10 protein-coding genes are annotated in these 11,596 nt (G+C 73.8%); 8 read left to right on the top strand and 2 right to left on the bottom strand.

Annotated features, from left to right (window positions below):
• Positions 1-61: 61 nt before the first annotated feature.
• Positions 62-1,225, top strand: coding sequence for a cysteine desulfurase family protein (locus tag ACZ6RC_RS30300; RefSeq protein WP_469589182.1), 1,164 nt, complete (start codon positions 62-64; stop codon positions 1,223-1,225).
• A gap of 7 nt (positions 1,226-1,232) precedes the next feature.
• Here the strand turns inward: ACZ6RC_RS30300 and ACZ6RC_RS30295 are convergent, their stop codons facing one another.
• Positions 1,233-1,883, bottom strand: coding sequence for an N-acetylmuramoyl-L-alanine amidase (locus tag ACZ6RC_RS30295; RefSeq protein WP_391139019.1), 651 nt, complete (start codon positions 1,881-1,883; stop codon positions 1,233-1,235).
• 61 nt (positions 1,884-1,944) lie between these two features.
• Here ACZ6RC_RS30295 and mnmA point away from each other — a divergent pair, with 61 nt between their 5' ends.
• Positions 1,945-3,069: a tRNA 2-thiouridine(34) synthase MnmA gene (mnmA, locus tag ACZ6RC_RS30290; RefSeq protein ID WP_469589178.1), complete on the top strand. Its 1,125-nt coding sequence runs from the start codon at positions 1,945-1,947 to the stop codon at positions 3,067-3,069.
• Positions 3,070-3,105: 36 nt separating this feature from the next.
• Here the strand turns inward: mnmA and ACZ6RC_RS30285 are convergent, their stop codons facing one another.
• Positions 3,106-3,924 (bottom strand): alpha/beta fold hydrolase, encoded by an 819-nt coding sequence (locus ACZ6RC_RS30285; protein WP_469589284.1) that lies wholly within the window; start codon positions 3,922-3,924, stop codon positions 3,106-3,108.
• Positions 3,925-4,021: 97 nt separating this feature from the next.
• Here ACZ6RC_RS30285 and ACZ6RC_RS30280 point away from each other — a divergent pair, with 97 nt between their 5' ends.
• The 6 genes from ACZ6RC_RS30280 (at position 4,022) to gatC (ending at position 11,591) form a co-directional block, all read left to right on the top strand.
• The gene (locus ACZ6RC_RS30280; RefSeq protein ID WP_469589175.1) at positions 4,022-4,561 is read left to right on the top strand and encodes an LOG family protein; all 540 of its coding nucleotides are present in this window, start codon (positions 4,022-4,024) and stop codon (positions 4,559-4,561) included.
• Positions 4,562-4,571: 10 nt separating this feature from the next.
• A complete protein-coding gene (locus tag ACZ6RC_RS30275) occupies positions 4,572-5,270 on the top strand; it encodes an SDR family oxidoreductase (protein WP_391139013.1) in 699 nt (232 codons plus the stop codon).
• A gap of 262 nt (positions 5,271-5,532) precedes the next feature.
• Complete coding sequence (locus ACZ6RC_RS30270) at positions 5,533-6,546, top strand: methionine synthase (RefSeq protein ID WP_469589171.1); 1,014 nt, start codon at positions 5,533-5,535, stop codon at positions 6,544-6,546.
• A gap of 31 nt (positions 6,547-6,577) precedes the next feature.
• On the top strand, positions 6,578-8,758 hold the full coding sequence (gene ligA / locus ACZ6RC_RS30265) for an NAD-dependent DNA ligase LigA (protein WP_391139009.1): 2,181 nt from the start codon (positions 6,578-6,580) through the stop codon (positions 8,756-8,758).
• 228 nt (positions 8,759-8,986) lie between these two features.
• Complete coding sequence (locus ACZ6RC_RS30260) at positions 8,987-11,101, top strand: putative bifunctional diguanylate cyclase/phosphodiesterase (RefSeq protein ID WP_391139007.1); 2,115 nt, start codon at positions 8,987-8,989, stop codon at positions 11,099-11,101.
• Between the two features lie 193 nt (positions 11,102-11,294).
• Positions 11,295-11,591, top strand: a complete 297-nt coding sequence (gene gatC, locus ACZ6RC_RS30255; protein WP_015036350.1) for an Asp-tRNA(Asn)/Glu-tRNA(Gln) amidotransferase subunit GatC — start codon at positions 11,295-11,297, stop codon at positions 11,589-11,591.
• Positions 11,592-11,596: the final 5 nt, after the last annotated feature.

Raw genomic sequence — 11,596 nt, 5'->3', positions numbered from 1 at the left:
GCGCCCCGAGCCAGGGGCGCGATCCGGCCACGCCCCGGCGTCCTCGTAGAATCGAGGCACCATGGCATACCTCGACCACGCGGCGACCACGCCCATGCTCCCCGAGGCGATCGAGGCGATGACCGCCCAGCTCGCCGTCACGGGCAACGCCTCCTCCCTGCACGCCGCCGGGCGGCGCGCCCGGCGGACCGTCGAGGAGGCGCGGGAGACCCTCGCCGCCGCCCTGGGCGCCCGGCCCAGCGAGGTGGTGTTCACCTCCGGCGGTACCGAGGCCGACAACCTCGCGGTCAAGGGCCTGTACTGGGCCCGCCGCGCCGCCGACCCCCGCCGCACCCGCGTCCTGGCCAGCCCCGTCGAGCACCACGCCGTGCTCGACGCCGTCGACTGGCTCGCCGCCCACGAGGGCGCCACCGTCGAGTACCTCCCCGTCGACGTCTACGGCCGCGTCCACCCCGAGGCCCTGCGCCAGGCGATCGCCCGCGACCCCGGCAGCGTGGCGCTCGCCACCGTCATGTGGGCGAACAACGAGATTGGCACCCTCCTGCCCGTACGCGAACTCGCCGACGTCGCCCGCGAGTTCGACGTCCCCCTGCACGCCGACGCCGTCCAGGCCTTCGGTCAGGTTCCGGTCGACTTCGCCGCCTCAGGCCTCGCCGCCATGACCGTCTCCGGCCACAAGATCGGCGGCCCCTACGGCATCGGCGCACTCCTCCTGGGCCGCGAGCACAGCCCCGTCCCCGTCCTGCACGGCGGTGGCCAGGAGCGCCACGTCCGCTCCGGCACCCTCGACGTGCCCGCCGTCGCCGCCTTCGCCGTGGCCGGCCGTCTCGCCGCCGAGCGGCGCGAGGAGTTCGCCCGCGAGATCGGCGCCCTGCGCGACGCGCTGATCGCCGCCGTCCTCGACGCCGTCCCCGACGCCCTCCTCGGCGGCGACCCGGTCGACCGGCTCCCCGCCAACGCCCACTTCACCTTCCCCGGCTGCGAGGGCGACTCCCTGCTGCTGCTTCTGGACGCCCAGGGCATCGAGTGCTCCACCGGCTCCGCCTGCACGGCCGGCGTCGCCCAGCCGAGCCACGTCCTGCTCGCCACCGGCACCGACCCGGACCTCGCCCGCGGCACCCTGCGCTTCAGCCTCGGGCACACCTCCACCAAGGAGGACGTCGCGGCCGTCGCCGCGGCGATCGGCCCCGCCGTCGAACGGGCCCGCACCGCCGGCCTGACGTGAGCCCGGCTCACGTCACCCGCGTCGACGCCTCCCGTACGAGCCGCATGTAGCGCGGCCAGTCCCAGTGCGGGCCCGGATCGGTGTGGTCCGTGCCCTCCACCTCGACGTGCCCGACGATGTGCTCCCGGTCCACCGGTATGCCGTACCGGACGCATATCCCGGCGGTCAGCCGCGCCGAACCCTCGTACATCGCCGTCGTGAAGTCCTGCGGCCGGTCGACGAAGCCCTCGTGCTCGATGCCGATGCTCCGCTCGTTCATGTCCCGGTTCCCGGCGTGGAAGGCCACGTCCAGCTCGCGGATCATCTGCGCGACATGGCCGTCCTTGCGCACGACGTAGTGCGTGGCCGCGCCGTGGCCCGGGTTCTTGAAGACCTTCAGGGCCGTGGCGTAACTGCCCTGGACGACATGGATCACCACCCGGTCGATGGTGTAGTCGGCGGGCCGGTCCGCCCGCCGCCAGTTCGCCCGGGCCGCCGCGGACCAGTCGGCGCCCTTGTGGTCGAGCTCACCCTCGACCCGCTTCCGCTGCGCGCCCGGCAGCCCCCACCAGGCACGTCTCAGCTCGTCCTGGGCCAGCACCGCCGTCCCCAGGACGGCCGCGCCGCCGCCGAGCAGGACGGCCCGCCGTCCCACCACCCGCTTCTTCCCGGTCCCCATGTGGGTGTGAACGCCTACTCACGTGCCCGTGGTTCCCGCGGCCCCGTACCCTGGTAGCGCTATGACTCAGACTCCCCAGCGCCCCCTCCGCGTCCTCGCCGCCATGTCCGGCGGTGTGGACTCCGCCGTCGCCGCCGCCCGCGCCGCCGAAGCCGGGCACGACGTGACCGGGGTGCACCTCGCGCTGTCCGCGAACCCCCAGTCCTTCCGTACCGGCGCCCGCGGCTGCTGCACCATCGAGGACTCGCGCGACGCGCGCCGGGCCGCCGACGTCATCGGCATCCCCTTCTACGTCTGGGACCTCGCCGAGCGGTTCCGCGAGGACGTCGTCGACGACTTCGTCGCGGAGTACGAAGCGGGCCGGACGCCCAACCCGTGCCTGCGCTGCAACGAGAAGATCAAGTTCGCCGCGCTCCTCGACAAGGCCCTCGCGCTCGGCTTCGACGCCGTCTGCACCGGCCACTACGCCACGGTCGTCACCGGCGCGGACGGCGCGCGCGAGCTGCACCGGGCCTCCGACATGGCCAAGGACCAGTCGTACGTCCTCGGCGTGCTCGACGAGAAGCAGCTCGCCCACGCGATGTTCCCGCTCGGCGACACCCTCACCACCAAGGACGAGATCCGCGCGGAGGCGGAGCGGCGCGGGCTCGCCGTGGCGAAGAAGCCCGACAGCCACGACATCTGCTTCATCGCCGACGGCGACACGCAGGGCTTCCTCGCCTCCCGGCTCGGCACGGCCGAGGGCGACATCGTCGACGAGACGGGACGCAAGCTCGGCAGCCACGAGGGCGCGTACGGCTTCACCATCGGCCAGCGCAAGGGCCTGCGGATCGGCCACCCCGCCCCCGACGGCAAGCCGCGCTACGTCCTCGACATCTCGCCGGTGGACAACACCGTCACCGTCGGCCCGGTCGAGGCGCTCGACGTCACCGCCCTGACGGCGATCAAGCCCCGCTGGTGCGGCGCCGCCCCCGAGGGCCCCGGCCGCTACACCGCCCAGCTCCGCGCCCACGGCGGCGAGACCGCGGTCACGGCGGAGCCGGCCGACGGCGAGCTGCGGGTCGCGTTCGACGAGCCGGTGCGGGGCGTGGCCCCCGGCCAGGCGATCGTGCTGTACGACGGCACCCGCGTGGTGGGCTCGGCGACGATCGCGACGACGGCCCGCCGCACGACGACGACGGTCTGACCTGACCCGACCCGGGGCGGGCGGCCGCCCGGCGGCTCACTCCTCCGTGAAGAAGTCCTCCAGGACCGGCGCGAGGACGTGCGGCGCCACCAGGTGCGTCTGACCCGTCAGCGTGCGGTGGCGGCCCCGGGGCAGCGCCGTCGAGACCAGCCCGGCCGCGCGCCGCGTCCCGGCGGGGCTGAAACCGCCGTCGACCACCAGCACGCGCGCGTGCACCGCCGTGAGCCGCTCGTACGGCACCTGCCCGTCGCCCAGGATCGCGTGGTCGTACGCCAGGGTGGGCGCCAGGGCCTCCAGCCCCGGCCACGCCGGCGACCCCCGCAGCGCCGTCAGCGCCCCCGGCGCCATCGCGTCGGCCAGGAACAGGTCCAGTGCGTCCCCCCGCCGCCCCCGGCCGAGCAGCCCGGCCAGCCGCCGGCCCAGGACCGCGTGGGCCTCCCCGGCCTCCGGGTCCGTGGCGTACGGCGGCTCGTACACCGAAAGCCGCCCGATCGGCAGCCCCGCCGCCGCGGCGGCGAGCGCCAGCGCCCCGCCCGACGCCGTCCCGTGCACGCACACGCCGTCGCCCGCCTCCCCGGCCAGGGTGACCAGGGCGGCCAGATCGTCGATCTCCCGCTCCACCGCGTACGGCCCGGAGTCCCCGCTTCCGCCCCGGCCCCGCCGGTCGTACGTCACCACCGAGAAGCGCGGCGCGAGGAGCCCGGCCAGCGCCCGCTCCTCGGCGGCGGTGCCGAGGGCGCCGCTCACCACGATCACCCACGGGCCCTCGCCGTGCCGCTCGTACGCGATCCGCGTCCCGTCGCCCGACCTGACCCGCCCCCGGGCCCTGCTCAGCGTGCTGCTCGCCTCGTCCATGCCGGTTACGACCGCCGCCGTCACCGGAACTCATCGGTGCCCGACGCGAAATCCCGGAAAATCTCGGACGCGGGGGCCACGCCCTACGGTGGAGCCCATGAACATCTGCGTCTTCCTCTCCGCCGCCGACCTCGACGAGCGCTACACCACCCCCGCCCGCGAGTTCGCCACCCTGCTCGGCAAGGCCGGCCACACCCTCGTGTGGGGCGGCTCCGACTCCGGCCTGATGAAGGTCGTCGCCGACGGGGTCCAGCAGGCGGGCGGGCGGCTCGTCGGCGTCTCCGTGGAGTTCCTCGCCGCCAAGGCCCGCCCGGACGCGGACGAGATGGTCTTCGCCAAGGACCTCGCCGAACGCAAGGCGCTGCTCCTCACCCGCTCCGACGCGATCGTGATCATGGTGGGCGGTACGGGCACGCTCGACGAGGCCACCGAGATCCTGGAGCTGAAGAAGGACGCCCTGCACACCAAGCCGGTCGTCCTGCTCAACACGGCCGGCTTCTACGACGGTCTGAAGACGCAGTTCCGCCGCATGGAGGAGGAGGGCTTCCTGCCCCTGCCCCTCACCGACCTCGTCTTCTTCGCCGAGGACGGCGTGGGAGCCCTCGCGTACCTGGAGGAGTCCGTCGGCACCCGGTGAGGGTGGGAGCATGACTCCCATGGCTACTCATGTGATCACCGGAGCGGGCTCCGGCATCGGCGCGGCCGTCGCGCGCCGGCTCCACGCGCGCGGGGACGAACTCGTGCTCCACGCGCGCGACGCGGGTCGGGCCAAGGAGCTGGCGGCCGCGTTCCCCGGCTCCCGCACGCTCGTCGGGGACCTCGCCGATCCGGACCGGCTCTCCTGGGCGTTCTCGCACCAGAGCCTCCCCGACCGGGTGGACAGCCTGCTGCACATCGCCGGCGTCGTCGACCTCGGGCCGATCGGCGAGCTGACCCCCAAGACCTGGCACCAGCAGCTCAACGTCAACCTCGTCGCCCCCGCCGAGCTGACCCGGCACTTCCTGCCGCAGCTGCGGGTCACCCAGGGCCACGTGGTCTTCGTCAACTCCGGCGCGGGGCTCAACGCCCACGCCGAGTGGGGGGCATACGCCGCCTCCAAGCACGGCCTGAAGGCGCTCGCCGACTCCCTGCGCCAGGAGGAGCACGTGAACGGCGTGCGGGTCACCTCGGTCTACCCGGGGCGCACCGCCAGCCCGATGCAGGCGAAGGTCCACGCGCAGGAGGGCAAGGCGTACGACGCGTCGCGCTGGATCGACCCCGAGTCGGTCGCGACGGCGATCCTGACGGCGATCGACCTCCCGCGCGACGCGGAGATCAACGACCTGACGGTCCGCCCCGGCCGCTGACGCTGCGGCGTGGCCGCCGTCCCGGCTCGGTGTTCGGACCTCCTCGGGGCTCGTTCCGGATCCGCGGCCGGACTCTCCTCGGGGGCCGCCGGCCCGGTCGCCGACCCCCTGCCCCTCCCGGGTCTGGGCCCGGCGGCCGAAGCGGCCGCCCGGGCCGGCGGGCGCCGGCGGCGCTGTCCCGGCCGGCCGGACGCCCGGACGCCCGCCGTCGGCCGCCCACCGTCCGTCCGGGGCCGCCCCTCGCGCCGCGTACGCTTCGCGGGTGAGCGAGAACACCGAGAAGACGCCCTTCAGCTGGGGGCCCGCGACCGGCGTCGGGTCCATGCCCGGCGGCGACGCGCGGGAGGCCGCCAAGACCGTCGCCGGGTCCTTCGAGGACTTCCCCTTCCTCGCGGAGCTGCCCGCCCGCGGCCCCGGCGCCGACATGATCGGCCGGACCATCGGGCTGCTCGTCGAGATGTACGCGCACGTGGAGCCCAGCGGGTGGCGCGTCAGCGACCGCCCCGGCCGCGACACCCGGCGCGCCCGGTCCTGGCTCGGCGAGGACCTCGACGCCCTGGAGGAGTTCACCCAGGGCTACGAAGGGCCGCTCAAGGTCCAGGCCGTGGGCCCCTGGACGCTCGCCGCCGCCCTGGAGCGGCGAGGCGGCGAGGCGGCCCTCGGCGACCCCGGCGCCTGCCGCGATCTGGCCGGCTCCCTCGCCGAAGGACTCCGCGACCACCTCGCCGAGCTGCGCAGGCGGGTGCCCGGCGCCCGGATCGTCCTCCAGCTCGACGAGCCCTCCCTCACCGCCGCCCTGCGCGGCCACGTCCGTACCGCCAGCGGCTACCGCACCTACCGGGCCGTCGACCGGCAGGTCGTCGAGAGCGCCCTGCGCGAGGTGATCGCCGTCCACGACGGCCCGGCGATCGTCCACTCCTGCGCCCCCGACGTACCGTTCGCGCTGCTGCGCCGGGCCGGGGCAGCCGGCGTCTCGTTCGACTTCGGCCTGCTCACCGAACGTGACGAAGAGACGATCGGGGAGGCCGTCGAGGCCGGCACCCGGCTCTTCACGGGCGTGGTGCCGTCCACCGACACGGCATTGTCCGACCCTGGGGGTAGCGTCATGGGTGTCAGGACGCTGTGGCGCAGGCTGGGGCTGAATCCGGGGACTCTCGCCGAGTCCGTGGTCGTCACCCCGACGTGCGGGCTCGCGGGCGCTTCACCCGCCTACGCCCGCGCCGCGCTCGCCCACTGCGCCCGGGCGGCGAGATCGCTCGCGGACAACCCTGAGTAAGGGTTTCGAGGCAACGGGAGGACGAGTAACGGTGGCAGTCGAACAGGGGGCCCTGCCCGCCGAGGCACGGGAGAAGCACGCCGACCTGGCGGAGCGGATCGAAGAGCACCGCTTCCGGTACTACGTGAAGGACCAGCCGGTCATCAGCGACGGCGAGTTCGACGAGCTCCTGCGCTCCCTGGAGGCGCTGGAGGAGGAGTATCCGGAGCTGCGCACGCCGGACTCGCCGACCCAGAAGGTCGCGGGCGCGTACGAGACCGAGTTCACGGCCGTCCAGCACCGCGAGCGCATGCTCTCGCTCGACAACGCCTTCGACGACCTCGAACTCGCCGCGTGGGCCGAGCGGATCGCCCGCGACGTGGGCACACCCGACCACCACTTCCTCTGCGAGCTCAAGGTCGACGGCCTCGCCGTGAACCTCACGTACGAACACGGCAGGCTGACGAGGGCCGCCACCCGCGGCGACGGCCGCACCGGCGAGGACATCACGCCCAACGTCCGCACCATCGCGGACATCCCGGAGCGGCTCCGCGGCGAGCGCGTCCCCGACCTGGTCGAGATCCGCGGCGAGGTCTATTTCCCGATGGAGGCGTTCGAGGGGCTCAACGCCCGGCTGGTCGAGGCCGGCGACAAGCCCTTCGCCAACCCGCGCAACGCCGCCGCCGGTTCGCTGCGCCAGAAGGATCCCAAGGTCACCGCGACCCGCCCGCTGCACATGGTGGTCCACGGCATCGGCGCCCGCGAGGGCCTCGACATCGCCCGGCTCTCGGAGGCCTATGACCTGCTGCGCGGGTGGGGCCTGCCGACCGCCCGGCACAACAAGGTGGTCGGCTCCCTCGACGAGGTGCGGGAGTTCATCGCGCACTTCGGCGAGCACCGGCACTCCGTGGAGCACGAGATCGACGGCGTCGTCGTCAAGCTGGACGAGATCCCGCTCCAGGGCCGGCTCGGCTCCACCGCGCGCGCCCCGCGCTGGGCGATCGCCTGGAAGTACGCCCCGGAGGAGGTCAACACCAAGCTCGTCGACATCAAGGTCGGCGTCGGCCGCACCGGACGCGTCACCCCGTACGCCCAGGTCGAGCCGGTCACCGTCGCCGGCTCCGAGGTCGAGTTCGCCACCCTCCACAACCAGGAGGTGGTGAAGGCCAAGGGCGTGCTGATCGGCGACACGGTCGTGCTGCGCAAGGCCGGTGACGTCATCCCCGAGATCCTCGGCCCGGTCGCCGACCTGCGGGACGGCACCGAGCGGGAGTTCGTGATGCCCACCGAGTGCCCCGAGTGCGGGACGCCGCTGCGGGCCATGAAGGAGGGGGACATCGACCTGCGCTGTCCCAACGCCCGGACCTGCCCGGCCCAGCTGCGGGAGCGCCTCTTCTACCTCGCCGGCCGCGACTGCCTGGACATCGAGAACTTCGGCGCGGTCGCCGCGGCGGCGCTCACCCGCCCGCTGGAGCCCGCCGAGCCCCCGCTGGCCGACGAGGGCGATCTCTTCGACCTGACGATCGAGCGGCTGCTGCCCATCAAGGCGTACGTCCGCGACGCGGACAGCGGGCTGCCCAAGCGGGACCCGAAGACGGGGGAGGAGAAGGTCGTCACGGTCTTCGCCAACCAGAAGGGCGAGCCGAAGAAGAACGCCCTGGCGATGCTGGCGAACATCGAGGCCGCCAAGACCCGGCCGCTGGCCCGGTTCATCAACGGCCTGTCGATCCGTCACGTGGGCCCGGTCGCCGCCCAGGCCCTCGCCCGCGAGTTCCGCTCCCTGGACCGGATCGAGCAGGCCACGGAGGCGGAGCTGGCCGCCGCCGACGGGGTGGGCGCGATCATCGCGACCGCCGTGAAGCAGTGGTTCGCCGAGGAGTGGCACCGCGAGATCGTCCGCAAGTGGCGCGAGGCCGGGGTGGTCCTGGAGGACGCGGGGGCCGGAGAGGACCAGGGGCCGCGTCCGCTGGAAGGGCTCACCGTCGTCGTGACCGGCACCCTGGAGAAATTCACCAGGGATGGCGCAAAAGAATCGCTCCAGAGCCTCGGCGCCAAGGTGACCGGTTCCGTTTCGAAGAAGACGGACTTCGTGGTCGTCGGTGACAACCCCGGGTCCAAGTACGACAAGGCGATGCAACTGAAGGTTCCGGTTCTGGACGAGGACGGCTTCACGGTCCTGCTGGAACAGGGTCCCGAGGCCGCTCGCGAGGCAGCGGTTCCGGTCACCGGATAGGCCCTTCCCGGCCCTTGAGAGCTCACCCGTTCGGCGCATACCAGATCGTTACGGGTGGCCGGGTCGCATTCGGGCAAGACATGGAGAGCGCTGCCCGTCGGAGCCCTCCGCGGCCTACTGTTGTGACGTGCGTCTGCCACCCATGACCGCGCAGGGCTCCGCCGGTCGTGGTGGCATGACAACGGCCCATCGCGTTGCGACGGCACCGCCGGCTGTGAGAGGGACGGAATGAAACCGACCGAGAGTGCCGCCCGGGTCTCACGGCCACTCGGCCGCGCGGCCTTCACGGGCATCGCCTCCGGGCTGCCCGGAGCCATCGTGGGCCTCGCCGGACTGCTGCTCGCCACCGGCCTCTACCGCGCCCTGAGCACGGGACACGGCCTCTTCCCCGGCGACGCCGCCGGCTGGTCCCTCGCCCTCCTCACCGGCTTCATCGTCACCCACCTCGTCGCCCTCGGCCGCGACCGCTGGTGGGGCGGCACCGGCTCCGGCGCCGCCCTCACCCTCGCCGTCCTGCTCCTGTACGGCTGGGTGCCCGCCGGACTCGTCTCCCTGGCCGTCGTCGTCCTCGTCGGCGCGGCCCGCCGCCACCGCTGGCGCCAGGGCCTGCTGCACGGCGCCGCGGACGTCCTCGGCATCGGCGCGGCCGCCCTGGTCCTCGCCGCCTTCGGGGACGTACCCACCGTGGAGAAGCCCTGGCAGCCCCTCGACTGGGGGATCGCCGACGTCCCCGAGGTGGCGCTCGCCGCCGCCGCGTACCTCGGGGTGACCCGCCTCCTGCTGTGGTACGCCCTCACCCCGCAGGGCGGCGGCCTGCCCACCGTCGCCCGCACCGCCCTGCTCCGGCAGGGCCTCGTCGCCGTCGCCCTCCTCGGCATCGCCCCGCTGATCTGCGTCGTCGCCGTCTCCCAACCGGTGCTGCTGCCGCTCTTCGCCGTCCCCCTCATCGCCCTCGACTCCACCCTCTGGATCGCCCGCGCCCGCGCCGAGGAGCAGCTCAAGGACCCCCTCACCGGGCTGCCGAACCGGCAGTGGCTGCTGGAACGGGCCTGGACCGCCCTGGAGGAGGCCGAGGGGGAGGGAGCCCGCACCGCCCTCGTCCTGATCGACCTCGACCGCTTCCGATCGGTCAACGACACCCTGGGGCACCTCGCCGGAGACCGGCTGCTGCTCCAGATCGCCGAACGGCTCAAGCTCGCCCTGCCCCGCGGCGCCGAGGCCGCCCGGCTCGGCGGCGACGAGTTCGCCGTACTGCTGCCCACCGCGGACTCCACCACCAGCGCCACGCGGGTCGCCCGCCACCTCGTCGCCGAGCTCTCCTCGCCGCTCGACCTCGACGGGCTCACCCTCGTCCTGGAGGCCAGCGCCGGCGTCGCGGTCTTCCCCGACCACGCCCTCGACGCCGAGGGCCTGCTGCGCCGCGCCGACGTGGCGATGTACCAGGCCAAGCGGGACCGTACGGGCGTGGAGGTGTACGAGTCGAAGCGCGACTCCAACACCCCCGACCGCCTCGGCCTCCTCGGCGACCTGCGCCGCGCCCTGGACGCCGGCGAGGTCGAGCTGCACTACCAGCCCAAGGTCCGCTTCGACGGGCAGGTCGCCGGCCTGGAGGCCCTGGTGCGCTGGGTGCACCCGGAGCGCGGCCGGGTCCCCCCGGACGAGTTCATCGCCATCGCCGAGTCCTCCGGCCTGATGCCGCACCTCACCGAGTACGTCCTGGAGACCGCGCTCGCGCAGGTCGCCCGCTGGCGGGCGCAGGGGTTGAACGTTCCTGTGGCGGTCAACGTCTCCCCGCGCGACGTCCACACCCCCGGCTTCGCGGGCGCGGTCGCGGCCCGTCTCGCCCGGCACGGCGTCCCCGCCGGCGCGCTCCAGCTGGAGATAACGGAACACGTCCTCCTGGAGGACCCGCAGCGGGCGGCCGACACCATGGCGGGCCTGACCGGGCACGGCGTGAAGATGTCCCTGGACGACTTCGGCACCGGCTACTCCTCCCTGGTGCACCTGCGGCGCCTCCCGGTGAGCGAGCTGAAGATCGACCGCTCCTTCGTCGCCCGGCTCGCCGTCGACGCGGAGGACGCCGAGATCGTCCGCTGCACGCTCGACCTCGCCCACTCCCTGGGCCTGCTCGTCGTCGCGGAGGGCGTCGAGGACGACGAGACCTGGGAGCGCCTGCGGGACATGGGCTGCGACGCGGTCCAGGGCTGGCTGGTGGCCGCCGCCATGCCCCCGGCCGAGGCCACGGCCTGGCTCCTCGCCCGGGGCGAGCGCGGCTGGCGCCGGCCCTCGGAGGAAGCGGCACTGCCTGCGGTCGAGCGGCCCTCGGGCCAGGTGGTGCAGTAGCCGCCGTGCAGACCCTCGGGCCAGGTGGTGCAGTGGCCCCCGGGCAGACCCTCGGGCCGGGTGGTGCAGTAGCCCCCGGGCAGACCCTCGGGCCGGGTGGTGCAGTGGCCCCCGGGCAAACCGTTTCACGGGTATCGGTGCGGGCCCCATAGGATTGGCCCCGACACCATCAAACGCACCCCGTGAGGATCGCATGCCTGGCATCACGCGCGAGGAGGTCGCCCACCTCGCACGGCTGGCGCGTCTGGAGCTGAAGGGCGAAGAGCTCGATCACTTCGCCGGTCAGCTCGACGACATCATCGGCGCGGTCGCCCGCGTCTCCGAGGTCGCCGACCAAGACGTACCGCCGACCTCCCACCCGCTGCCGCTGACGAACGTCATGCGCGCGGACGAGGTCCGTCCGTCGCTCACCCCCGAGCAGGCGCTCTCCGGCGCCCCGGCCCAGGAGCAGCAGCGTTTCAAGGTGCCGCAGATCCTGGGGGAGGACTAATCACC

It is taken from the genome of Streptomyces sp. NPDC048353 (assembly GCF_055587165.1).
This window is presented reverse-complemented; position numbering and strand designations above follow the sequence as displayed.

Coding starts and splice junctions, on each gene's coding strand:
- ACZ6RC_RS30300 (WP_469589182.1), top strand. CDS start 62: ATGGCATACCTCGACCACGCGGCGACCACGCCCATGCTCCCCGAGGCG.
- ACZ6RC_RS30295 (WP_391139019.1), bottom strand. CDS start 1,883: ATGGGGACCGGGAAGAAGCGGGTGGTGGGACGGCGGGCCGTCCTGCTC.
- mnmA (WP_469589178.1), top strand. CDS start 1,945: ATGACTCAGACTCCCCAGCGCCCCCTCCGCGTCCTCGCCGCCATGTCC.
- ACZ6RC_RS30285 (WP_469589284.1), bottom strand. CDS start 3,924: ATGGACGAGGCGAGCAGCACGCTGAGCAGGGCCCGGGGGCGGGTCAGG.
- ACZ6RC_RS30280 (WP_469589175.1), top strand. CDS start 4,022: ATGAACATCTGCGTCTTCCTCTCCGCCGCCGACCTCGACGAGCGCTAC.
- ACZ6RC_RS30275 (WP_391139013.1), top strand. CDS start 4,572: ATGACTCCCATGGCTACTCATGTGATCACCGGAGCGGGCTCCGGCATC.
- ACZ6RC_RS30260 (WP_391139007.1), top strand. CDS start 8,987: ATGAAACCGACCGAGAGTGCCGCCCGGGTCTCACGGCCACTCGGCCGC.
- gatC (WP_015036350.1), top strand. CDS start 11,295: ATGCCTGGCATCACGCGCGAGGAGGTCGCCCACCTCGCACGGCTGGCG.